Origin of the sequence: Halanaerobium polyolivorans (assembly GCF_020711195.1) — a bacterium.
Classification (GTDB): Bacteria; Bacillota; Halanaerobiia; order Halanaerobiales; family Halanaerobiaceae; genus Halanaerobium; species Halanaerobium polyolivorans.
Map to the genome: position 1 here is coordinate 72,496 of NZ_JAJFAT010000010.1, position 24,322 is coordinate 96,817.

Genomic DNA, 24,322 nt, shown 5'->3' on the forward strand with positions numbered 1-24,322 from the left:
TAAGATTAATAACCATAAAATATAGAGGTTTTATGAATTGGATCATTTTTATCCCGCAGCTCGATTAATAAAGAATTAACAAATTGCCCAAGATCATATTTCTCAATTTCATTTAAATCTACCCACTCATAAATATCTGCCTCATCATTTAAAGCAACTTGATAAGAATCACTTCTACAGAGATAATCGATAAATATAAAATGTTTATCTAGATCTTTGCTCTGCAGGCTGTCTTTGAGGCTTAAAAGTTCTAAAGAATGAACATCAAGCCCAGTTTCTTCTTTTACCTCTCGTTTTAAAGCTTCTTCCATCCCTTCACCAAGTTCAATATGACCTCCTGGAATTATATATTTATTATTCCATTTGGTTGAGCGGCAGATTAAAACTTCATCATCAGGGTTTAAAATAACTGCTCCCACCACTACTTCTGGATACTGCATAATATCAACTCCTTTTTTATCTCAAGCTTCTAATTATATTATTAATTATTTATAGCCAAAATCCTTTATTAAATAAAGTCTTTTTAATTCAATTTCAAAAGTAAAAACCCGACAAAGTCGGGTTTCATTAATCTTATTTATGATTTAAATATCTGTAAATTGTCGCTTCAGATGTTTCCAGTTTATTCGCCACTTTGGAAACAGAATTTTTCAATAAAAATACTCCTTTTTCATCTAATTTATTAGTAATAGCCTTTTTCTCATCAGCTGTCATCCTTTTAGGAGGTATTGAAGCATTACCAATCGAGCTTTCAATTATAGAATCGATAAGTTCTTCGATTGAGGAAGTAAAGTTTTCAGAGAGATCCTCTTCCTGCTTTGCTTCATTGATATTATCATCAACTCCAATAATACTATTTAACAAATCTCTGGCTTCAATAAATTTACTCAAATCAACATTTACACAAAGCATTGCTGTTACTTCATTTTCTTCATTTTTGATGAAAAAAGTTGATGATCTTAATTTTTTATCATTGTAAGTTTTACCAGTATAATTAGTTAAATAATCATTTTCTAATTTTTCTTGGTCTTTCAAAACATTTAAAGCAAGATCTGTAAGAGAATCTCCAACTTTCCTACCACTTATATGACCATTCTCTATTGCCACAATAGAATTTTCATAATCATTAACATCATGAAGTACTATCTCACAGTTCTCTCCTAAAACCTCAGCTAAAAACTCCACTAACAACTTATATCTACTCAAAAAACTTTTCTCCACTATTCTTCCTCCTCATAAGTGTTAATAAATATTTATTACTAAAAAAACTTAATCTTATAATAACAATTTTTTATTGTTTAGTCAAAATTTTATTGTTTTTAATTAAGCCGAGATATATTCTCTAGCTAGAAAATATATCTCAGCAGATAACTTTTTAACCTATACCACCGAACATTACCCCCAAGACTAAAACAAGTATAGCAACTGAACTGAAAATATATTTGGCATATGGCTCCCAAATCTTAGCTAATGGTCTTTTTGCACCCTCATTAATTGCATTCCTGGCATTTTTGATTCCGTAAATCCAGAAGAAAATTACAGCCGATAATACCGCTCCTAGTGGAACCAGATAAATAGTTACTGTATCAGCAAAAGCACCAAAAAGCTCCATATTTAAATCTAAAGGTATTCCAACTAAAAATGCTCCTAAACCAACAATTAAGGAACTCTTTTTTCTACTTATATTTAGTCTATCAATTAACGCTTCAACTGGTACTTCCATTAAATTAATAGCTGAAGATAAACCTGCAAAAACAATACTTAGGAAAAACAGAGTACTAAAAATAGTTCCAGCCGGCATCTGTCTGAAAACCTGAGGTATAGTGATAAAAAGTAAAGGTGGTCCTGCTTGTGGATCCAAACCAAAGGCAAACACTGCCGGAATTATTACAAATGCAGCTAACAATGAAGAAAAAGTATTAAATAAAACGGTTTGAAAAGCTGAAGTAGGTATATCAGAATCCTTATCTAAGTAACTACCATAAACGAGCATTGCAGCTCCCCCCAGTGATACCGTAAAAAAGGACTGACCTAAGGCCATTACCCAAGTAATAGGTTCTCTTAATTTTGACCAATCTGGAACTAAAAGAAAAGCTAAGCCTTCTTCTGCTCCCGGCAGGGTAAGTGATCTAAATAGCAATATTATCAATAAAATGAATAAGCCGGGCATCATAATTTTATTCATTTTTTCTATACCGTCTTTAACCCCCAACCTTACTATCAATAATGTTAATAAGATTGCTAGTCCATGCCAGAAAATAGATTGATAATTCCCGGCAAAATTTCCGAAATAGGCTGGAATATTATCTATTCTGGCAAAAGAATTTGTTATTGATAAACTGAAATATTTTAATATCCATCCAACAACTATAGAATAAAATGTGAAAACTCCTGTAACTCCTAAGACAGGTATTATACCAAGTTTTGCTCCATATTTTAAACCTTTTTTATTAAAAACATTTTCATAAGCACTTATAGCACCTGTTTGTTGATCTCTTCCAAAAGCAAATTCCTCCATCAGTCCTGTCCAACCCAGTGTAAATACAAATAATAAGTAGGGAACTAAAAATGCTGCTCCACCATAAGCCCCCAAACGCCAGGGAAACATCCAAATATTACCGAGTCCGATTGCAGCCCCAACACAGGCTAATATAAAACCTAATTTACTATCCCATTTTTCTCTTTCTGCCATTATTTTCACCCCAATATAGTAATATAATATTATAATTATTTTATTTATTCTGACTATTAAATCTTTAGCAAGCAGAGACCTAAATTATTATTAGATCTCTGACTTAAAGTTGTAATTATTGTCAAATGACTAAACAAGAGGTTTTAAACTAGCCTGGAAATGTCTCAAAATATCTGGCTCCCAAGTTATTTGGTAACCTTCTACTTCATCAGCTCTTTCTTTGATTGAAATTAAAGCATCTGCCATAACATCGATATGGGCTTGAGTATATACTCTTCTTGGAATAGCAAGTCTGGTAAATTCAAAGTCTGCTTCAAGCTGTTCACCTGTATCGGGATTATTACCCAACATATAGGATCCTATATCACAGGTTCTAATGCCTGCTTCTTTATATAGTTCAATCGCTAAAGCCTGACCTGGGAATTCATAATAAGGAATATGAGGCAGCATATCTTTGGCATCAACGAAAATACCGTGACCACCTGCTGGAGACTGATAAGCAATTCCAGCTTCATCTAATCTGCCAGCTAGATATTCAATTTGACCAATCCTATATTCAAGATAATTTTCATCAATACCCTCTTTAAGACCAATAGCAAGACTTTCTAAATCTCTTCCTGCTAAGCCACCATAAGTTATAAACCCTTCATTAGAAATTGTTCTAGCTTTTAAAATCTGGAAAAGTTCTTCATCATCTTTAACCCCTAAAAGACCACCCATGTTAACTATGGTATCTTTTTTAGCACTCATGGTAAAAGTTTCTGCATAACTGAACATCTCACTTACTATCTCTTTAATGCTTTTATCTGCATAGCCTTCTTCTCTCTGTTTAATAAAATATGCATTTTCTGCATAACGAGCAGCATCAATATTTAAATGAATATTATATTTATGACAAATTTCAGCAGTTTCTTTAATATTTTCCATTGATACAGGTTGACCACCGGCTGAATTATTTGTAATTGTCATTACAACAACCCCAATATTTTCACTACCATATTTGTTGATAAGTTTTTCTAATTTTGAAGTATCCATATTGCCCTTGAAAGGAACCCTAAGTTCTGGTTCTGAAGCTTCTTCTACAACACAGTCAATCGCTCTAGCACCTGCAAGTTCAACATGAGCTCTAGTAGTATCAAAATGCATATTAGAGATTGAATATTTACCATCACCTAATAAAACAGGAAATAATACTTTTTCTGCAGCTCTACCTTGGTGAACAGGCTGGATATATTGATAAGCAAAAATATCTCTTGCTGTTTCTAATAATTTAAAATAACTTGAACCACCGGCATATGCTTCATCACCTCTCATCACACCTGCCCACTGTTCCTGACTCATAGCATTTGTCCCACTGTCTGTTAATAAATCTATGTAGACATCTTCACTTTTGAGATTAAATAAATTATAATCCGCTTCTGCAATTTTTTCTTCTCTCTCTTCTCTAGTCAACATCTTAATTGGTTCTACCATCTTTATTCTAAACGGTTCAGCTACATATTCTTTAGTCATTATTTCTTCCTCCCTAGGTTGTTTTGATTTTTAATTTTTTAGTCTAAGATTGCTTTAAGCAAAGGCTATAACTTCAACCTCAATTAAAGAATTTTTAGGTAATTTTGCCACTTCAACACATGATCTTGCCGGATAAACACCCTCAAAATATTGTTCATAAATTTCATTAACCTGAGCAAAATTATTTAAGTCACTCAAAAAAATAGTTGCTTTCACTATCTTATCAAAATTTGAACCAGCTGCTTCTAAAACATGTTTTAAATTTTCCAAAACCTGAATAGTCTGTTTTTCGATATCATCCTCAACCATTTCTGAAGTATTGGGATCAATTGGAATTTGACCTGAACTAAAAATTAAATCTCCCTTTTTAATCGCCTGAGAGTAAGCTCCAATAGCTGCCGGAGCTTTTTTGCTTTTGATCTGTTTTTTCATTTAATATTACCCCCCTAAAGTAATAATATTTGTGATTTATTAATAATCTTTTTTTATTGTAATAATAACTTATTATTATAATAACAATTTATTATTGCTCTGTCAATAGTTTTTTTGATAAAATTTTATTAATTTTATAAAAAATTATTATAAATTGAAAAAACCACAGCTTTTAGACTGTGGTTAAGGAGTCAATAAATAATATATTTTTGTTTTAACTTAAATCTTCATCAAGACCTTTTCGTCTTGCACTTAAATACTGATAATAATCCCTAGCTGCTTCAACTTCTTTAAGATCTATCTCGGTGACCAGCACCTCTTCATTTCCTTCAGATGCACTGGCTGTAAGCTTACCATGGGGATTGACAACTCTACTACCCCCAAATAAATAGAGGTCTTCTTCTGAACCAACCCTGTTAACTCCACATAAAAAGAAATTATTTTCTAGAGCTCGCTGGCGGGTATTTAAATCCCAGACATCTATATCCTGAATTCTCCAGGCTGAAGGTACAAATAATATTTCTGCCCCCTCTAGGGCCATTTTCCTTGCTGCTTCGGGGAAACCTAGATCATAGCAAATAATAATCCCAAATTTAACCCCTTCTAGTTCAAATATATGATAGCTTTCTCCAGAATTATAAAAGCTTTTTTCATGTAAAAAGAGATGAGCCTTATCATACCTGCCCACTATTTTCCCCTGCCTGTTGATAACTAAGGCAGTATTATAAATATCTCCATTTTCTTCTTTTAAAGATAGAGGTAAAATTAAATTAATCTTTTTCTCTTCAGCAAAATTAAAGAAATCCTTTAAATAATCAGCCTTAATTTTAACACTTAAATCATAAATATCGCTTCCTAAAAGGTCGAGATTATAACCTGTAGTGGCAAGCTCAGGCAGACAGGCAATATCGGCCCCTTTCAATTTTGCCTCAGCAAGATGTTTTAATATTTTCTCTTTGTTCTTTTCTAAATTACCTAATTCACATTTTAGCTGTATCAGCGCAACTTTTAACTGTCTTTTATTAATATTATTCACCCCTTTTTATTATATAGATGACATTTTACAAAATGACCGGGTTCTATCTCAATAAATTCCGGTTCAAGCTGGCTACATTTGGCAAAAGCTTTATCACAGCGGTTATGGAAACTGCATCCTTCCGGAGTATTGCTTGGATTAGGAATCTCACCTTCTACCTCTGTATCTTTTGGTTTCAGTTTTTCTTCTTCTGCAGATACAACCGGAATAGCACTTAATAATGTTCTTGTATAGGGATGAGAAGGATTTTTATATAGACTTTCATTATCAGCTAATTCACAGGCCTGGCCTAAATACATAACCATTACCTGATTAGCTATATTTCTCATCAAGCTTAAATCATGGGTGATAAAAAGATAAGATAAATCCATATTTCTTCTTAGTTCATTTAAAATCTTGATCACTTTAGCCTGAACAGAAACATCAAGAGCAGAAGTAGGTTCATCTAAAACTATGAACTCCGGATCACAGGCCAAAACTCGAGCAATTGAAACCCGCTGTTTTTGACCACCACTCAAAGAACGAGGAAATTTTTTAATATTCCCTGGTGATAATTCTACCAATTTGACCAATTTCTCAATCTCTCTATCTAAATTTTTTCTGCCTTTGATCTGACGATATTTTTTTAAGGGAACTTCTAAGATCTGTTTAACCGTCCGTCTGGGGTTTAAGGAAGAGGTAGGGTCTTGAAAAACCATCTGGATCCCATCTCGATATTTTTCAGCCTCTTTATCCTGCAAGCCAATATTTTCAATTCTTTCTGACTTATAGCAGATCTTACCTGAGCTTGGCTTATATAAACCAACAATACAATTACCAACAGTACTTTTACCTGAACCCGATTCTCCCACCAGACCAAATATTTCACCCTTATTGATAGAAAAACTAATATCATTAACTGCTTTTATAATTTTTTTCTTTTTATTCAAAAATCCTTGTTCAAGCACAAAGTGTTTTTTGAGATTTTTAACTTCTAATATTTTTTCAGCCATTGTTTTCTTCCTTTCCCGGCAGATTATAACAGGCTACAAAATGACCTTCCTCTTCTGCTTTGAGTTCGGGATTCTGTAATTTGCATTTTTCGATTCTGTAACTGCAGCGGGGTTCAAAACGACAACCTTCTCCAACTTCAAAATAGTTGGGGACAGTTCCTTCTATCCCACTTCCTACCCCTTCAGCCGTTAATTTGGGTACAGAATCTAATAAGCCTCTTGTATAGGGATGAAGTGGATTTGTAAATATTTTTTTTGTAGCAGCACTTTCAACAATATTACCACCATACATAATATATACCTTATCTGTATTTTCTCTTACTAAACCCAAATTATGAGTGATCATTAAAGTTGCTAAATCTTTTTTTCTGATCAGCTCATCAAGTAATTTGACTATTTGTTTTTGAGTGGTAACATCTAAAGCTGTACCAGGTTCATCAGCAATTAAAAGGCTGGGTTGACTGGCCAGTGCCATTGCGATTAATACCCTTTGTCTCATCCCACCACTAAGTTGAAAAGGATAACTATTCAGAATTCTTTCAGTATCAGAAAGCCTTACCTCTTTTAATGTTTTTTCTATTAAAGCTTTAAGCTCAGCCTTTTTCTTTTTGCTTTTCTTTTTAAAAAGAGAAAAACCACTGCTTTCAGGATAGTAATTCCACCAGATATTTTCCATCATTTGTTTCTCTATGCTGAAAACAGGATTTAATGAGGTCATCGGATCCTGAAAAATCATGACCATTTCTTTACCGGTGATCTTTTTCCGCAGGGCATCATTAGCCTCAAGTATCTCCTGCCCCTTATATTTGATCTCACCTGAGATCTTTATTCTTTTCTCAGGTAATAGACCCATAATGGTTTTAACTGTCAGAGATTTACCACAACCACTCTCTCCAACCAAACCAACTCTTTCTCTGGCAGAAATATTTAAACTAACTCCGTTCAATACTTTAGCACTACCAGCATATCTTTCAAATTCTATATAAAGATCTTTAACTTCCAGCAAATAATTATTTGGCAATAAAAGACACATCCTTTGCTTATAATTCTACATCAAGCATATCCTTTAAACCATCTCCCAGCCAGTTAAAACCAAAAACTAATAATAGTATAGCTAAGGCCGGAAAGACGGTCATCCACCAATCTGTCGGTAGATGAAAGGTACCCTGTGAAATCATAGTTCCTAGAGCTGGTGTAGGTGGTTGTGCTCCCAGTCCTAAAAAGCTGAGACCTGCTCCAAGCTGAATAATAAAAGCTATATCAAGGGTTACCTTAACCAGTATTTCAGAGATGCAGTTAGGCAATATTTCTTTAAACATAATATGAAGGTGACCAATTCCCATCAACTTCAATGATTTGATAAAGTTTTCATTTCTAATTGAAACAACAATTGACCTTACAAGTCTAGTATACCAGGTCCACCAGATAGCACCAAGGGCTATCATCATATTTCTTAAATTTGGAGTTAAAACAGCACTGATCGAAAGGGCCATCACCAGAGGAGGTATGCTGAGCATCATATCTGTAAACCTAAGAATCACCATTTCTATTCTGCCACCAAAATAGCCTGCAGTTAAACCAAGAATGGTTCCAATTGGTACCCCGATTATTAGTACTATTGCAGATAAGAGTAGAGAAAAGCGAAAACCAAAAATAACCCTGGTAAATACATCTCTCCCCACATCATCTGTGCCAAAAATATGGCTTCTACTCGGACTCTGAAAGGTATTTCTAAAATCAGTTTGGGCCCCTCTATGACCTGGATATGGTGTCAAATAGGGAGCAAAAATAGCTAAAATTATAATTGTAAGTACAATAATAAGACCGATCACAGAGGTCTTATTCTGTGAAAATCTATACCAGTTTTCCTTTATTCTTTCATTTTTTAAAAAAGACATCTTAATCCTCCTCACTCAATCTGACCCTGGGATCAAGCAGACCCATCAGCAGATCTATAATGAAATTGGTAGCTAAAAAGACTGCTCCGATGAGCAGTACAACCCCCATCAGGGCATTAACATCAACCTTGAGTAGGGCATTAATCCCATATCTAGCCACTCCCGGCCAGGAAAAAACCTGTTCTATCAAAAATGCATTACCTAAGAGTGAGGCAAAGGTCATCCCAATAATGTTTAGACTGGGTATAAAAGCTGGTTTTAGCATATAGATAAAATTTATTATTCCATCTGGGACTCCATAAGAATGCATGACTGAGATATAGTCTTTAGTGCCAACCTCAAGCATGCTGGCCCTTGTAATTCTCGAAACCTGACCTATGCCAGGCATTGAAAGGGCAAGAGAAGGTAAAAGAAGATGACGTAGGGAATTAAAAAAGACTTGAAAATCTCCCTGGATTAAGGCATCAAAACTAAGCATACCTGTAATCCTGGGTGAAGCTGATAAAGCAGAACTTAAACGGCCTGTAATAGGCATAATATTTAAAGCATAACCAAAAATTAATTGAAATGCCAGACCTATAATAAAGGCAGGTGCTACCACCGCAGAAAAAGAAAGAGTTTTAAAAAAGTTATCAACTTTACTATCCTTTTTCGCCGCCGAAACAACTCCCATCGGAACCCCGATTATTACTACCCAAATAATAGTATAAATAATAAGTTCAAGTGTTGCTGGAAAATACAATTTTAAATCAACTAAAACATTTCTTCTTGAAACAAGGGACATTCCAAAATCTCCCCTGAATAAATTTGTAATATACATAATGTACTGTTCTATCAAGGAAAGATGCAGCCCCATCGACTGTCTCAAAGCCTCAACCTGTTCCCGAGTTGCATGTGGTCCCAAAGCCATCCTTGCCGGATCACCAGGTATAACCCTAGAAATAATAAAGATAATTACAGAAAGACCAAAAAGAACCACCACTGAATAGATTAACCTTTTTAATAAATATTCTATATATTTCATCGACTAGCCTCCCAAAATAATTGGAGATAAAAAAACAAAATATAATCTACTGACCACCAGGGCCAGTAGATTATATCATTTATTAATAAAAATTGAAAGCCAGATTCAATCCTCATTTAATTAGTAATTTGATTTAATCTGCAATGCTCATTTTATAGAAGTCATATTCAAAGGACATTACTGGTACAAATTCAAAACCTTCAAGATAATCCTGCAGGGCATATCTTTTCAGTAATGAATAAACATATATACTGGGTGCTTGATCTACTAGTTTATCTTGTATTTCGTGGTATATTGCTTCTCTTTCTTCTCTATCCATTGTCCTTCTGGCTTTCAAAATTAATTCATCAATTTCTTCATCCTGCAGCCACTCCATAGACATCCAGGTTCCGGCTGCGGAAGAATGGTAAGCACTAAATAAATAGTTATCAGGATCTGGATAATTTGCAGCACTATAGATATTTGTTATATGAGGTGTTGATTCTACTGAAGAAGCTAGATCTGTTATTCTACCCCAGGTTTCAGAACTGATATTAAGCTCTATACCTATTTCTTCTAAATCTTGCTTGAACATCAGACCCAAGCGGCGCTGCCTTTCCATACCTTCTACATAAACAAAATCAATTGAAATCTCTCCGGGTTCATAATCACTTTTTGCCAGTTCTTCTCTAGCTTTATCTAAATCAAATTCATATTGGAAAACATCTGGATTATGACCTGGTATAACCTGTGGTACTGGCCCCTGTGCCTGTTCGGTTCCCGGACTAATAAATTCATTAAATGTCTCATAATCAAAGGCCCAGGAAAGTGCCCGTCTCACATGAATATCATCAACAGGTGCTTTTTGAGTGTTCATTTTCAGATAAAAGATTTCTCCAGTCTGAGCAGTTTCAATATTTACCCCATCTAAAGCATCTAATCTGTTATAGGTTTCTATTTCTCTATAGTGATCACCTATAGTTAAATTACCGGTTCTCATTTCTGAAAGAACAGTTGAATCTGGATAAATAATCCTGGCTCTAACTTCATCTACAGGATTTTCAGGCCAGCCTCTAAAATAATCTTCAAATCTTTCAAAAACTAATTCTGTTCCCCGATCCCAACTTTTAAATTTGTAAGGACCTGAACCAGCATCATTTTCCAGCAGCCATTCCTGACCAGAATCACCATCTACTTCATTTTCAAGCAGTAGTTCTTTGTTCAAAATAGCAAGCCAGGGTAAGGTTGAAATAAAGGGTGCATATGGTTCCTGCATTCTAATCTCAACTGTATATTGATCAGCTGCTTGAACAGATTCCACTACATCAGACCAAAGCCAGGAATAACCCTGTCCTAAATCAAGCATCCTCTCAAAAGAAAACACTACATCCTCTGCGGTCAATTCCCTGCCATCGTGAAATTTAATCCCTTCGTTTAAGTAAAATGTATAGTTCAATCCATCTTCACTATAATCCCAGTCTCTGGCAACAAGAGGAGCCATAGTACCATCAGGATTTGGAATCACAAGTGAATCATAGATATTTAGAATTGCCATCGCCTCGGTCCAATCAGTGGTCTTAGAAGGGTCTATAGTATCGATATCCTGATTCATGCTCATACTCACAATATTTCTTTGAGCACTTACAAAGCCTGCCGAAAAAATTATAATTGACAAGATAAAAACAAATGTCAGCATCAAGGTACTCTTTCTACTCATTTTCTTCCTCCTCGGTTTTTTAATGGATAAATAACGATAAATAATTTGTTTTTTTGAAAATGGATTAATTTTAAAAAGTTATCACTTCCTCATTAATAAATTTTACTTAATCCCAACGGTTTGAAATTGTTTTAAATCACCATAAAGTTTGACTAGCTTTTTATATTCATTTTTATCATAAAAGCTGCATTTATTTTTTGTATACATTTTAGCAACCTCAATTACAAATCTACCAGCACTTTCTATATCTGAAAAATTGCTTGCCCCACTTGCACAACCTGCAACCGGCATTTCGGTAGTAATAGCAACTCCCACCACAGGTGCAGTTGTAGCAACTGCAGGTTGAAAAATACTGTTTATATGAAATAGACCATTACTATATGGTGTAATATCCTGTTGGGTAACAGGTAATACATATGCTTTTTTCCCGGTCACTGTTTCCATGATAGACAAAAGATCTTCACTGACCTTTAATATGTAACCTTCTTTGATGCTTGGAGAAATTGCAAAACCATTATTATTTAAAATCCTGTTGCCTTTAGTTGTATCTATAGACAAAATGGCTTCCATTTCTTCACAAACCTCATGTTTATTCATGGCTTCCATATCGATCGGTGAATCCATAAAAGGAACTGGATCATGTTCTCTTGTCGGAGCATCTGGACAAATATGGGTTGTTAATACTATATCACCCTGAAGTTGATCTCCTCTTTTTTTCATTCTGGCCAGTTTTAAGGCAGCTGCCAGAGTTGTTAAAGCTCCATCTCCATCAGAAACAAAACCACTGACTTCTGGTCTGGCTCCTATACCTCCCAGACGGCCGATAATCCCTAACACCGGAGCATTTTTCTTTTTTCCTTTAATAGTTATTTTTAAACCATCTGTAGTGCCTTTTTCACCCTCTATATTGGTGATTTCTACCTTGTCGGCACCATTCTCTCTTAAATAATCAGCCACCATTTTACCACTGGCATCTGCTCTATCTAAGAGATCATAAATATCTAATACTTCTTTTAAAATCATATCTTTTCCTCCCTAAGTTCTTTAGCTTCAGCAGCCCGCAGTTCTTTTTTTAAAAACAAGGCTCCTGTAACTAAGGGATCTATAACAGGAAGTTCAAAACTTTTTGCCAGATGATCTGCTATCTCCATTGTTGACATTCCAGTACAGGCCAGGATAACTGCTGATGCTTGTTTGTGTATGTTTTTTACTGCATTGATTAATTCTATTTTTCCTTTTGGGGTATTTAATTGCTGGGTTGTTTTAATATTGTTAAGCAGCTGATAATCAATTAAATTATCTCCTAAAACTTCAATTATTTCCTTGATTTTAAATTCACCCATACCAACTACTGCTATTTGATCAGCTAAACTTCGGGCATAATGAGCTGAACTGGCACCAGTTCCACAAACAGGTATATCCAAAAGCTGTTCTAATTCTGTAACAGCTGGATCAGCAGCACAGCTGATTAATACTGCATCAACTACATCTTTTATCTGCTCTACTAATTTGATTATTTTGGGAATTGATTTTTGATGTGATTTGAAATCATGCACACCTTCTGGTTGATCTGGTATAGTAAAAGTTACGAAATTAAATTGAGGATAGTGCCTTTTTAAAATTAGAGCATGCTTATTCCGATCCATTGCATTATCTAAAGTAACCACCCTGATTACAGCAATTGTTTTCTGCAGCATTTAAAATCAACTCTTTTAAGTTTTAATTTTTTGTGTTTAAATATTCTTAATAATTATTTTACCACAACAGAGCAGCAAATTATATGTGCATTTATCAAAACTTTATACTTGTTTTTCATGCACTATGCATAGCTAAAGCATCTGTTTGACTTTAAAAGCCAGATATAGGTTAAGCCAATTTTCACTATTTTGTAGATCTACATCAAGTAATTTAGCAATTTTTTTGATCCTATAATCAAGGGTATTTCGATGAATATTTAACTTTCGAGCCGCTTCCCTTTTATTATTAAAAGAGTTCAAGAGAGCTTCGATTGTTTTTAAAAGATCACTGTTCTCCTCTTTTAAGAGCGGACCAAGCATTTCCTTATTAAATTCATTTAAACATTCTCTATTATCTAATTTTACTAAGACCTTAAAAATGCCAAGATCATCATAATGAAAAAGATTGCTCTCTTTATTTATTTTTTTACCCATCTCTATAGCCTGTCTGGCCTGATGATAGCTTTTTCTGATCCCATCTAAGCCCTGATAATGGCCGCCAAAACCAGCAAATAATTTAGTGCTGGCTATTTCTTTTTTTATTTCTGCAGCTATTTTTTCAGCAAAAGCACGGCTTTTTTCTTTTCTCTTTTCCTGATCAAGCCCCTCACAGTTATAAAAAACAATAAAAGAAGAACTTTTATTGATCACAATCAAATCTTTATGCTCCTGCAGCAGGCGCCTTTTAATTATACGCTTTATTTTATCCTGAATATCTTTAATCTGATATTCCTGGCTAGCTTCTAAGTTGCGATAATAGCTTTCAAAATCATCTATTTCAAAAACTATGACCAGATAGTTCTTTTCTAAATCCCAATTAAGATTTAAAGCCCGGTTGATTATTATTTCTTCGGAATTATAGTTTTGCTGTATTAAATCATTAAAAAGATCAACTTTCAATCTTTTTTCTACTTCAGTTTTTTCTTTTTCTTTTAACATCTCGAGAGCTATAACCGTTGCTGCATGCTGTAAAGCTCGATAATCTATTTTTTCAATATCGCTATTTTCTCCAGTAAAAATTGAAACATAACCCAAGATGCTGCCTGAAACTTTAACCGGAGTCATCAATCTAGATTGTTTTTCACTTTTGATCAAATTTATATTATCTTTAAGCAGCATTTTTTTTAATTTAGCTTCTGGAATATATACCTCATGCTTGAGAACATCTTCTTTATCCCCAACAAAAACCAGCTTCTTTTGTTCCCTATCTTGAATCAAAACCGATTTATTGATCAACTTATATAAAGTTTGGGCCAGATGATCTAAACCACCTCCACTTAAAACGACATCGGTTAAATCCTGGTGTATTTTTTCTGAGTGTTTTAGTAAATAGGTTTTTTTATCCAAAAGCATACTGCTTAAAGGCAGCAGTATGTCTACATAAGATTTATCCTTTGGTAATTCGATAATTGGATAATTAAGTTCATTGGCAGTTTTGACTATTATTTCTGGAATCTCGGAAAAATAGCGTCCTTTTTTGATACACAAAGCAGCACTATTTTTTGCAGATAGAGTCTGGACAAGCTCTTTTTGTGACTGCAGATCATCCTTAAAAGAATAACCTGTGGTTAAGTAGAAACCACCTTCATTAATCCAGTCTATAACATCGGGAACCTCTATAATATCAACATATTTAATCTCTTTTTCTAAGGCAGATATACCAGCTAGTAGCCTGGCACCTTCCATGAATTCAGATTTTAAAATCGCCTCAACTGTCAGGTTCAAATCAAACACCTCCGAAACCATTATATCAGATATTTAGCCATTTAGAAAAGATATTAGAAAATATTTAATATTAAAATTCTATTGGACAAAAGTTCTCAGCTGCTGTAGAATTAAATTAACAAAGAGAGATGTTTTTAAGAATAAAGGTTATTAAGCGCCAAAAATCAGACAATTACATCTTAAAAGAGGTGATAAAATGGGAGAGCTTTTAAATCTAATAAAAAAACGCAGAAGTATAAGAAATTTTCGCAATGATAAAATAGCAAGAGATGATCTAGCAGAACTTGTAGAAGCTGCAATCTGGGCTCCTTCAGGTGGCAATATACAATCATGGCGCTTTATTATTGTTGATGATGATGTTTTACTAGAAAAAATTGATGCCTTTAGTCCTGGCCTGTCAGGAAATCCTCCTGCTTTAATTATTCTTTGCTATGATAAAAATTTAGCCTATAAAAAAGGTGGTAAATTTGGCAGAGACATTTTAAGCAGAATGGATATTTCTATGGCTGCCCAAAATATTATGCTGCTGGCCGCAGAAAAAGCTTTGGCCAGCTGTCCGGTTAAATCATTTAATAGAGGTGCTTTAATAGAATTGTTAAAGCTTCCGGATAAAATTGAACCTGAGTTATTGATTTCGGTGGGTTATTCTTTTGTTGAACCACCTCCACCAAAAAGAGATAAACTTGAAGAAATATGCTATTTTAACAATTGGGGTGAAGAAAATAATGAGTGAGCTCAGTCAAAAAGAAGTCTTAAAGTTAATTTCACATATGACAAGCAGTGCCAGGGGATTGATTTATGAGCCAAAAAGTTATGGTCCTTTTCGACTTATTGACTCAATTATCAAATTATATCAAACCCTTGAAGAGGCAGATGTGATAAAAGAAAATGGCGAGACAGATTTTGATGAGATTATTTCAGAACTTGAGGCTGTAAAAAGAGACTGCCTAGAAGAAGACTGTCAAGAAGATTGTGCTGAAAAATTAGATGCTATTATTAATAAGCTTGTTGTAGAATTAAATAAAGAAATATAATCAATGAGGGAGAGATTTGATGTCAGTAAAAGATGCCAGTAAAACCGTAGTTAATGATTGTCTACAGATTAAAGAAGGAGAAGCTGTTTTAGTTATTGTTGATCAAAAATCTTTAGCCATAGGAGAAAGCCTTTTAGAAGCCTGCCTGGAAGTTAATTCAGAAGCAGCTCTAATTAAGATGATTGAACGTACTACCCATGGAGAAGAACCACCAGAATTTGTTGCTGCTGCTATGAAAAATGCAGATGTTGTTCTAGCTCCTACAACTAAGTCTTTATCACATACCCAGGCCAGAATAGAAGCCTGCAAAAATGGAGCCAGAATAGCGACTATGCCAGGTATAACAGAGGATATAATGATCAGAACCCTTGGAGCAGATTATGATAAAATCAGCAAATTAAGCAAAAAATTTGCTCAAAAATTAGATCAGACAAAAGAAGTTAAAATAACCACAGCCAAAGGAACAGAGCTCAGCTTTTCAATTGAAGGCAGAAAAGCAACAGCAGATACTGGAAAAATAATCAACAAAGGAGAATACGGCAATCTCCCTGCAGGTGAAGCTTTTACAGCTCCCATTGAAGGCAGTGCAAACGGTACACTGGTTATAGATGGTGCTATAGCAGGTATCAATGATATGGATGAAGATATTATTGTAAGCATCAAAGATGGCCTTGTAGAAAAAATTGAAGGTGGAAAAGCAGCAGCTGAGATTAGAGAACTCTTAAGTTCTGCTGATGATGAAAATGTCTATAATATTGCCGAATTGGGAATTGGAACAAATATGGAAGCTCAGCTTTCAAGCAGCCTGCTTGAAGCAGAAAAAGTTTTTGGAACTGTTCACATCGCCTTTGGTGATAATGCTTCTATGGGTGGCAATGTAGAAGCAGCTATCCATATCGATGGAGTTATTTTAGAGCCAAATCTCTATTTAGATGGTGAGCTTGTAATTGAAAAAGGTGAACATCTAATATAAATGAATACATTAAGATATTAAAAGACATTGCCCAAAAGCTCTAAAATTATCAGAGAGCAAGAGGCAATGTCTTTTTTTATCAAAAATAATAACTAAGAGTTGAAGAAATTCCATACAAATAATCATCAGCTTCATCTTTTGCTAAATTGCCATCAAACCTTATTTCAAATCCTCCACCTAATTCACTTGTATAATAAGAACCGAGCAAAGTCCTCCTATCTTCACTTTCTCCCATTAATATAAAGCCAAGCTTAGAAAAGTGATCAAGTTGAACTGAAAGATCAAGCAAGAAAAAATCCCTATTATCAAATAAAGCAGCTAAAAGACCTTCTGCAGCGGTACTATCTCTGCCTAATTCTTCAGCACCACCTATCTCTAAACCAGTTAAATAAGCTGCACTCAAATTATCTCTTAAAAACCTATAATATTCAGCCTGCAGCAAAACCTGTCTTCTTCTGAGGTCACCAACCAGCCAGCTGTAATCAATACCAAATTGCAGCATTATATCATCTTGATCTTCAAGAGAAAAATATCCCAGTGAACCATAAGTTCCAAGGTCTTTTATGTCCCTTTTATAGCTCATTCCTGCCCTAAATAAATTATCATCAAGATTATCATTTTCTGAATCAGAAATAGGTTGATAGCTTGCCTGAATACTAAAGTCATAACCAGCTCCGGGCAGACGTAATCGTGCTCCATAACCAAGTTCTTCCCAATCATCAATATTTAATTTAGAAAAAGAAGTCACCAACTGTAAACTTCTTCCCCTCCCCAGAGAATAATGATAGCGAAAACCATCAATACCGGCTTGTCTACTCTCACTTGCCAGATCATCTATTCCCAGTCCATAATCTAAAAGGTTGATAAGAGCACCATATGACCAGGAAACAGGCTGACGTCCTATAGTTAGATTCTTATTATCTCTGCGATGACGAAGATATAAATATTTTATCTCCAATTCTGCTTCACCACTATCATCAAGTGCTGTCTGCACAACAAAGCGAGGTTCGAAGTTAGAATAGTCAGCAAAAAAGAATTCTACTTCACTCCTAGCATTAAGAGAAAGCTCTAAAGAATCTAAATAAAACATGGAACTTTCAAGCTCCAGTTTTCCTCCCAGCTCAACTGCTGCCGTCTTATCTGCAGCTAAGAGAAAAGCTATTAGCAAAAATAGTGTCAAAAGCAATTTATGATTGTTCTTTAATTTAAAAAACATGTTAACACCTCTCACTGCAGTTCTTCTAAAGAAATTTTCCCTTCAGGTATATCATAATCAAATTCTAATTCTAAAACTTTTAAAGTAGTTTGACTTTCTGCTTTTAACTTGTCATTCATTACAGCCCTTACCGGAAACCAGCGTCCTGATTCAAATTCTTTTAATTCTTTTACATCTAATTCTTTAATCATTCTGCCCCCTGTGCTGTAATATTCATCTCTTAAAATAACAAAGCGTTCTTTATCAACCCAGATTTTCCTCTCATAATAAGATACATCTTCATCTTCAAGTGCTAGCCCTGATAAAACAAATGCTTCTCTAGAATTGATTTCTTCTATACCTTCTAATTCAAAATCATATAATTCGCTCAGTCTTTGCGATTCAAGAGCATCTTCATAAGAGAAATCACTACCCATCATTCCTTCTCTCATCATATGACCGGAAATTCTAACTAAATCTTCTGCATCGGGAAAATACATCCAAAGATCATCATCTAATTTTAGGTATCTAGTCCCTCTATCTCTGGGATTTGTAAATTCACTTAAACTGTTATGCCCTTCAATAAAGGAAAACATCTCTTTGACGATCTCTCTACCTCTATCTTCAATTATCATTTGAGCTTCCATTCTTCCTGATTCTATATATTCATTTTCATCAACTCGCTGCATTATTTCTTCAGCACTCAACTCCTCAGCTGCTATATGCAAAGGAAAACACAAGAGTAATGCAAATGATAGAAAAAGAGCAATAAGAAGATATACATTTAGATTTTTAAACACAATACAAGCCTCCTTTGTTAATCATCAATATAATGTAATGCGTCTACCGGATCCATTTTGGCAGCTTTATAAGCTGGAAAAAGACAGGCTAAAGTAACCACAACGACTCCCAAAACAAAACTTAGAATAAGGTTTTCAAAGTTAAAAATAAGGTAAAAGACTGGTTCTACCAGAACATCTAATTCTTCCATAAGTTCTGCAAATACTTCAACCTGAATCCCTTCAAGCGAGTAGTAAAATGTTATTATACCACCACCTATTACTCCCATCAAACTGCCAAGCACTCCCATAAAAGCACCTTCATAAACAAATATTTTCATAATTTCTTTTTCTTTTAGACCAAGGGCAGCCATCATCCCTATTTCAGAAGTTCTTTCACGAATAATCATATTTAAACTGCTGATTACAACAATGCTACCAAGTAATATAAATAATACATAGACTAAATTCATCAGATTACCGACTTCATTGTACATTTCAATTAGTGGGTCAGCTTTATTCCAGAGCACAGTTGAATAATTATCAGCATTTCTTTCTCTTAAAAGCTCATTTATTTCAGTCTGCAAAGCAGCTGCCTCTCCTGTATCAGCTGCAAAAACAAGTAATTCAGTTGCTTCATCTTCCATCCATAACATATCCTGAACTGTGCTCAAAGGTAGATAAAAGAAATTATCATCTAATTGAGTTACTCCTGATTCTCTGATCCCCACAATCTGAAAGCTGCGCCCCCTTAATGATTGATAGGCATCAGCAAAAGAAAAGGTAACCCTATCACCAAGTTCAGCATTAAGTCGTTGCAATAAGCCACTACCAAGATATATTTCATTTTCTCTTTCAGGCATTCTCCCTCTTTTAAGGTCTGCTTTTAAAGCTCCATAATCATTTTCAGCAGCTGAATCGATTCCTACACCTACCATTCTTATTAAGCTATCATCAATACTTGCCATAGCTCCAAAGCGAATCCTTGGCAGAACATGTTCAACCCTATCAAGGGACTTTATTTCAGTAATCATCTCACTTTTTCCTTCTCCTGCAAAACCATCCACAGTATAATCAAGAGGTAATAAAGTTTCTCTAATTTCATACTCTCTATCTGTTATTCTTAGATGGCCATAATTATTATCTATATATGTTTGGAAATTCGATTCGGTAAAGCCGAGCATTAATCCTCTGGCAAAAATTACAATCATTACTACTGCAGTAATTGCCAGAACCGAAACAAAGGTTCTAACCTTATTTCGACTGAGATTACGCCAGGCAACTTTGAATAAATAGATCATTCTCACCTCCAAAAACTAAATTATTTATGATGAATGGCATCAGCTGGATCTTTACGAGCTGCCCAATATGCAGGTATAATACTGGCAATTACAGTTATAATGATCACGAAAATAAATATAAAGCTAAAAGAAGATAGACTCCAGCTGCCATAAAGCCTCCCACTTAATGGCAGGCCAAGGGCTTCAGGATTCCACAGTCCTTCTAAAGAAAAACCGTATTTAACAAAGAAAAAGTTTAATATTCCTCCTAGGAAGCTTCCCAGCAGAGCTCCTACTACTCCTATTCCACCTGCTTCAATAACAAAGACCTTTACAATCTCTTTTTCTTTTAGTCCCATTGCTTTCATCATTCCAATCTCTTCAACTCTTTCTAGGGCAGATAATACAACGGCATTAACTATACCAATAGCTCCTACTAATAAAATAAGTGCTAGAATAAAATAAGTTTCTAAATATCCCCAGGCCTCAATTGCTACAAGCATCTCAGAAGCATCCCTATAAGAGCGAACTTCAAAGTCTGTCTCAGCAAAATCAGCTGCTAATAAATCAGCCTTATTTAAAGCCTGATCCCGATTCTCCAATCTCAGCATCAATTGAGTAATACTATTTTCTGCAACTGCCAATCTTCCTACAGCCTGATCCCTGGCAGCTAATACTGTTCTTTGATTAACCTCTGGATGTGGAGTTGAGATAATACCTTTTATTTCTCCTTCTAAAGTACTATAATAATTATCTTTGTCCCTAAATCTTAGGGTATAATAATCTCCAATATCTAAATTAAAAAACTCTGCTAGATCTTTCCCTATTACAACACCTGAGTCACCAGCACTTATAAATTCTCCTTTTTCTAAATGTTCATGATGTTTAAAGACAGCTTTAAAACTTTCTTCATCAATTGCTCTTACAAGAACGGGAAAATCATATCTGCCAGCAATAAATGTAGCTGAAAAATCTATCACAGAAGTTAAGGCTCTAAAACCTTCAATTTCTCTTAATTCAGCAAGTTTTGATTGTTCAGGAATAAAAGCTTGCTCTAAAGGTGGTTCTTCATCATCATCTATTTCGGCAAAAAATTCCTTTTGAGCAATTTCAATATGGGGTGTTTCAAAATCAATAACATTACCAAAAGATAAATCCATCATCCCAATCATAAGGGAGTCTAAAAGCAGAAAAGATATAACTGCTGTTGCTAGAATAAGTGCCATAATAAAGGTTCTTTTTTTTCTGCGTTTAAGATTTTTCAAGGCAAGTTTGAATAAAAACATTATACTAGCTCCCTTCATTACTTCAAAATCTAAAAGTTAAAATAAATTTTAGATAGCTTAAATTATCAAAATATTATGTATTGTTTATTATATCATAATTAGATTAATAATTAAGCAATTTAAGTCAAACTTTAATCTGCTCTTAATTGCAAGTTCTAGTTAAATATATTATACTGACATTAATCTAAAGGAAGGAATGGTAATTTGAAGAAATTATATATTTCTCTTATAGCAATATTTGCTTTAATTATTGGAATCTTTACTCCCCTTGTCAGTGCTCCAATGATCGGCCAAATTTCATATTTCTCCGATGCTCAAGGTGGAGCTCTTTTTATTTTTATGCTTGCTTTAATTTCACTCATTTTAACTATCAATAAATATTTTAAACATTTAGCAATTACAGCTCTAAGTGCTTTAGCTTTCAATATCTATACTTTTATTCAGCTTAAGGAAAGCGCTGGAGAAAATGTTGAACTTTTAGTTTATGAATATGGCTGGATTTTTCTAATATTGGGTTCTTTACTTCTTTTAATTGCAGCTCTAAAAAAATAAAGCTTCCTAAAGCCAGCTTTGAAAAAATACTGTACTTTAGGAAGCTTTTAAAATTAATATTTGGCTTTTTGCTTTAATTGAGTTTGCTTTCAACTGAAGCTAATTTCTGTTTCATACTGCCTTTTTTATCTCTGCGGTCATCGATTTTCAAACTGGTAGTAACCCTTAAAGCTCCATTTTCAAATGGAACTTCATGCATTTTTCTAGTAATCAAAAAAATGTCCTCTAAATTCCCTTCAAGAATTGTACCCATTGGTGTCAATTGGTATTCAACTTTATCCTGTTTTTTTAAGATCTGATGGCAGCCGGCAACATAATTGCTCAAACTTGTTTCCTTGGTTCCTAAAGGTACAACTGTCAATTCAGCTATAGCCATAATTAACTACCCCCTTTTTAGCTTAAAAATAAAAAAAGATAAAAAGACTGATCAATAAGAACAAAACTATAATGATTTTTGCAGCGGTTTTCATATAATATGATGCTTCTTTGCCCTGCTCATAACTTTCTGTTTCTTCATTCAGCATCTGATTATCAACAAATTCCAGCTCAGAAACCAATTCTTGGGCTTTTTTATAATCTTCTATAGAAGTGTAGAGTTCCACATTGAAAGCAGAGAAGCCCATATAAATGGAGGCATAAGCTCCAACTTCATGATGTTTTTCTATTACCGCTATTCCATTATCTTCAAGTAGGGCTCTAATCATCTCTGCTTCCTGTGCACCTGTAGTTATGAGATGTCTCAATTTAAGTTTACTCATTTAAGATGCTCCTCACCTTTGAAAGCAGTTATTTTTTCTGTTCTATCTCTTTAACACATTCATTTTTAATCCTGCCAACTAAATACTCTAGGCCATCAATTACATGTGGTCTGATATCTCCTCCAATTAAAACATACATTATATCATCTCCAACTTCAAGTTGGCCTTTATTCAGCCAGGTTTTAACATAGAAAATACCATCCATTTTATAGGTTTCCGCAACTGCTTCTTCTACCTTGAGGGGATCATAGTCAAATTCCATTCCTTTGACCTCTGAACCATCCTCTATGCCTTCTCTCACTTGGGCCCTGGGAGTTTTGCGGACAACACCATTGTGAAGCAAAATCATCCCTTCTTCTAAAGCATCAGGGGCAGCTTTTGCTTCTTTTAGCCATTGATCTATTGAAGGTGTTTCTTTTTTCTTCATTATTTGCAGCTCCTCTCCAAAAAGATCGTATTATTAATTCAAAATTAGCTAATACTAACTCTAATATTCTCTGATACTCTTGTTTTCCCTGCCATTTTAAGCTATTTTTATTTCTTTTACCTATTATCTATAAAAAAATTGCAAATTATTTTGTTTTTGCAGTTATATAATTTGTCCAGCTTGATGCCTTAGTAAAAAATAGCATCCCAATAAAAGCTGTTAAAACAATATAAATACCACTAAAACTTCTCAATTCAGCTGCAGCTAAAGCAGCAATAACAACAGAAAATTCTCCTCTCTGTACTAAAGAGAAACCGCCTCTGATTGCAGCTTTTTTGCTTAGCCCAAAGGCTTTACCTCCAATGATACCAACAATTATTTTACCTATTATCGCCCAGACAAGCAAAAAGGCTAAAAGTGGAATTGATAAAATACCTGCTCCCAGTTCTATCCCTGCTCCAAACCAAACAAAAAAGAAGGGTAAAGTTATATTCCTAACCGGCAAAATTACCTTATCAAATTTTTCTGGATGTTCAAGTTCTGAAAGCATAACCCCAGCTAAAAAAGCACCTAAAAGTTCAGAAAGGCCAAGTAATAAAGCTAAACCCGAAAATATCAAAGCCATTGAAGCACCAAATAAAAGCACAAATTGTTCGTTAAGCCTATGATCGAATTGATCGGCAAAACGGGCAAAAAGAAATTTAGCTAAAATTAATGAAAATCCAATTAAAGCAATTACCCTTGCAATTACTCCTGCTCCTGTAATTAAGGTAAAATCTCCTTGAACATATAAAACAGTAATTAAAGTTACTGCAACCGGGGCTATAATATCTTCGAAAATTAAAAGTGCTATCATATAATCAGATTCTGGATTAGCAAAACGTTTTTTATCTTCCAACATTTTTAAGGTTATGGAGGAACTGCTGGCATATGTTACTCCACCAAGCAAAAATGCTGCTGGCCAGCTTAAAGAAAAAAAGTATGCTACAAGCATTGGAAAAATTAAATTTATCCCAAGATCAAGTACTCCCCCAAACCATATCTTTTTTGCTATTTTAATCATTTTAGATAGAGGATACTCTAAACCTAACAAAAAGAAAAGTAAAACTATACCAGTCTCTGCTATTCCCAGCAGTGCTCCTTCTCTAATAATTACAGGACTTAATACCAAGCCCACTAGAATAAAAACAGGAACAGTTGTTATTTTGAGTTTTAGACAGCCTAAAAGCACAAAAGCAAATATTAAAGTTTTAATGCCTAAGTCAAGCAAAATCGGATAGTCTAAGACTAACATT

Annotated in this window: 26 protein-coding genes; 4 read left to right on the forward strand and 22 right to left on the reverse strand. The window is 34.4% G+C overall.

Annotated elements, in window-relative coordinates:
- Window positions 1-5: 5 nt before the first annotated feature.
- From LJ207_RS08195 to LJ207_RS08260, 14 genes are all read right to left on the reverse strand, one after another.
- The gene (locus tag LJ207_RS08195) at window positions 6-440 is read right to left on the reverse strand and encodes an NUDIX domain-containing protein (RefSeq protein WP_229345926.1); all 435 of its coding nucleotides are present in this window, start codon (window positions 438-440) and stop codon (window positions 6-8) included.
- Window positions 441-573: 133 nt separating this feature from the next.
- Window positions 574-1,221 carry a helix-turn-helix transcriptional regulator gene (locus LJ207_RS08200; protein ID WP_229345927.1) on the reverse strand — a complete coding sequence of 216 codons (648 nt, stop codon included), beginning with the start codon at window positions 1,219-1,221 and terminating at the stop codon, window positions 574-576.
- 154 nt (window positions 1,222-1,375) lie between these two features.
- The gene (locus LJ207_RS08205) at window positions 1,376-2,692 is read right to left on the reverse strand and encodes a sodium-dependent transporter (RefSeq protein ID WP_229345928.1); all 1,317 of its coding nucleotides are present in this window, start codon (window positions 2,690-2,692) and stop codon (window positions 1,376-1,378) included.
- A gap of 129 nt (window positions 2,693-2,821) precedes the next feature.
- Window positions 2,822-4,204: a tryptophanase gene (locus LJ207_RS08210; RefSeq protein WP_229345930.1), complete on the reverse strand. Its 1,383-nt coding sequence runs from the start codon at window positions 4,202-4,204 to the stop codon at window positions 2,822-2,824.
- A gap of 54 nt (window positions 4,205-4,258) precedes the next feature.
- Window positions 4,259-4,636 (reverse strand): RidA family protein, encoded by a 378-nt coding sequence (locus LJ207_RS08215; RefSeq protein ID WP_229345932.1) that lies wholly within the window; start codon window positions 4,634-4,636, stop codon window positions 4,259-4,261.
- Between the two features lie 214 nt (window positions 4,637-4,850).
- Window positions 4,851-5,672 carry a nitrilase-related carbon-nitrogen hydrolase gene (locus LJ207_RS08220; RefSeq protein WP_229345933.1) on the reverse strand — a complete coding sequence of 274 codons (822 nt, stop codon included), beginning with the start codon at window positions 5,670-5,672 and terminating at the stop codon, window positions 4,851-4,853.
- Window positions 5,669-6,664, reverse strand: coding sequence for an ABC transporter ATP-binding protein (locus LJ207_RS08225; RefSeq protein ID WP_229345935.1), 996 nt, complete (start codon window positions 6,662-6,664; stop codon window positions 5,669-5,671). The genes LJ207_RS08220 and LJ207_RS08225 overlap by 4 nt, the downstream gene beginning before the upstream one ends.
- The gene (locus LJ207_RS08230; protein ID WP_229345936.1) at window positions 6,657-7,685 is read right to left on the reverse strand and encodes an ABC transporter ATP-binding protein; all 1,029 of its coding nucleotides are present in this window, start codon (window positions 7,683-7,685) and stop codon (window positions 6,657-6,659) included. Before LJ207_RS08230 ends, LJ207_RS08225 begins: the two co-directional genes overlap by 8 nt.
- A 19-nt stretch (window positions 7,686-7,704) precedes the next feature.
- Window positions 7,705-8,562: an ABC transporter permease gene (locus LJ207_RS08235; RefSeq protein WP_229345938.1), complete on the reverse strand. Its 858-nt coding sequence runs from the start codon at window positions 8,560-8,562 to the stop codon at window positions 7,705-7,707.
- Between the two features lies 1 nt (window position 8,563).
- Entirely contained in the window at window positions 8,564-9,586 is a 1,023-nt protein-coding gene (locus tag LJ207_RS08240; protein ID WP_229345939.1) for an ABC transporter permease, read from the reverse strand.
- A 133-nt stretch (window positions 9,587-9,719) separates the two neighbouring features.
- Window positions 9,720-11,282 (reverse strand): ABC transporter substrate-binding protein, encoded by a 1,563-nt coding sequence (locus tag LJ207_RS08245; protein ID WP_229345941.1) that lies wholly within the window; start codon window positions 11,280-11,282, stop codon window positions 9,720-9,722.
- Window positions 11,283-11,384: 102 nt separating this feature from the next.
- The gene (locus LJ207_RS08250; protein WP_229345943.1) at window positions 11,385-12,305 is read right to left on the reverse strand and encodes a DUF1177 domain-containing protein; all 921 of its coding nucleotides are present in this window, start codon (window positions 12,303-12,305) and stop codon (window positions 11,385-11,387) included.
- Window positions 12,302-12,979 carry an aspartate/glutamate racemase family protein gene (locus tag LJ207_RS08255; RefSeq protein WP_229345944.1) on the reverse strand — a complete coding sequence of 226 codons (678 nt, stop codon included), beginning with the start codon at window positions 12,977-12,979 and terminating at the stop codon, window positions 12,302-12,304. Before LJ207_RS08255 ends, LJ207_RS08250 begins: the two co-directional genes overlap by 4 nt.
- 132 nt (window positions 12,980-13,111) lie before the next feature.
- A complete protein-coding gene (locus LJ207_RS08260; RefSeq protein ID WP_229345946.1) occupies window positions 13,112-14,743 on the reverse strand; it encodes a PucR family transcriptional regulator in 1,632 nt (543 codons plus the stop codon).
- A gap of 196 nt (window positions 14,744-14,939) precedes the next feature.
- Between LJ207_RS08260 and LJ207_RS08265 the strand changes: the two genes are divergently transcribed.
- The 3 genes from LJ207_RS08265 to LJ207_RS08275 are packed head-to-tail and all read left to right on the forward strand — an operon-like array spanning window position 14,940 to window position 16,750.
- Complete coding sequence (locus tag LJ207_RS08265) at window positions 14,940-15,476, forward strand: nitroreductase family protein (RefSeq protein ID WP_229345948.1); 537 nt, start codon at window positions 14,940-14,942, stop codon at window positions 15,474-15,476.
- On the forward strand, window positions 15,469-15,777 hold the full coding sequence (locus LJ207_RS08270) for a DUF6092 family protein (RefSeq protein WP_229345949.1): 309 nt from the start codon (window positions 15,469-15,471) through the stop codon (window positions 15,775-15,777). Before LJ207_RS08265 ends, LJ207_RS08270 begins: the two co-directional genes overlap by 8 nt.
- A gap of 19 nt (window positions 15,778-15,796) precedes the next feature.
- The gene (locus LJ207_RS08275) at window positions 15,797-16,750 is read left to right on the forward strand and encodes an aminopeptidase (RefSeq protein WP_229345951.1); all 954 of its coding nucleotides are present in this window, start codon (window positions 15,797-15,799) and stop codon (window positions 16,748-16,750) included.
- A gap of 79 nt (window positions 16,751-16,829) precedes the next feature.
- Here the strand turns inward: LJ207_RS08275 and LJ207_RS08280 are convergent, their stop codons facing one another.
- From LJ207_RS08280 to LJ207_RS08295, 4 genes are read right to left on the reverse strand one after another with little or no spacing between them, the layout of a single operon-like run.
- Window positions 16,830-17,966: a hypothetical protein gene (locus LJ207_RS08280; RefSeq protein ID WP_229345953.1), complete on the reverse strand. Its 1,137-nt coding sequence runs from the start codon at window positions 17,964-17,966 to the stop codon at window positions 16,830-16,832.
- A gap of 11 nt (window positions 17,967-17,977) precedes the next feature.
- Complete coding sequence (locus tag LJ207_RS08285) at window positions 17,978-18,745, reverse strand: outer membrane lipoprotein-sorting protein (RefSeq protein ID WP_229345954.1); 768 nt, start codon at window positions 18,743-18,745, stop codon at window positions 17,978-17,980.
- A gap of 17 nt (window positions 18,746-18,762) precedes the next feature.
- Window positions 18,763-20,025 (reverse strand): ABC transporter permease, encoded by a 1,263-nt coding sequence (locus LJ207_RS08290; protein WP_229345956.1) that lies wholly within the window; start codon window positions 20,023-20,025, stop codon window positions 18,763-18,765.
- Window positions 20,026-20,045: 20 nt separating this feature from the next.
- Window positions 20,046-21,290, reverse strand: a complete 1,245-nt coding sequence (locus LJ207_RS08295) for an ABC transporter permease (protein ID WP_229345961.1) — start codon at window positions 21,288-21,290, stop codon at window positions 20,046-20,048.
- 204 nt (window positions 21,291-21,494) lie between these two features.
- Here LJ207_RS08295 and LJ207_RS08300 point away from each other — a divergent pair, with 204 nt between their 5' ends.
- On the forward strand, window positions 21,495-21,842 hold the full coding sequence (locus tag LJ207_RS08300) for a hypothetical protein (RefSeq protein WP_229345963.1): 348 nt from the start codon (window positions 21,495-21,497) through the stop codon (window positions 21,840-21,842).
- A 73-nt stretch (window positions 21,843-21,915) separates the two neighbouring features.
- Here LJ207_RS08300 and LJ207_RS08305 read toward each other — a convergent pair whose 3' ends face one another.
- The 4 genes from LJ207_RS08305 to LJ207_RS08320 form a co-directional block, all read right to left on the reverse strand.
- The gene (locus LJ207_RS08305; RefSeq protein ID WP_229345965.1) at window positions 21,916-22,218 is read right to left on the reverse strand and encodes an MTH1187 family thiamine-binding protein; all 303 of its coding nucleotides are present in this window, start codon (window positions 22,216-22,218) and stop codon (window positions 21,916-21,918) included.
- Window positions 22,219-22,240: 22 nt separating this feature from the next.
- Window positions 22,241-22,600: a putative signal transducing protein gene (locus tag LJ207_RS08310; RefSeq protein ID WP_229345966.1), complete on the reverse strand. Its 360-nt coding sequence runs from the start codon at window positions 22,598-22,600 to the stop codon at window positions 22,241-22,243.
- Window positions 22,601-22,628: 28 nt separating this feature from the next.
- Window positions 22,629-23,027, reverse strand: a complete 399-nt coding sequence (locus LJ207_RS08315; RefSeq protein ID WP_229345968.1) for a molybdenum cofactor biosynthesis protein MoaE — start codon at window positions 23,025-23,027, stop codon at window positions 22,629-22,631.
- 145 nt (window positions 23,028-23,172) lie between these two features.
- Window positions 23,173-24,321: a cation:proton antiporter gene (locus tag LJ207_RS08320; protein ID WP_229345970.1), complete on the reverse strand. Its 1,149-nt coding sequence runs from the start codon at window positions 24,319-24,321 to the stop codon at window positions 23,173-23,175.
- Between the last annotated feature and the right edge of the window lies 1 nt (window position 24,322).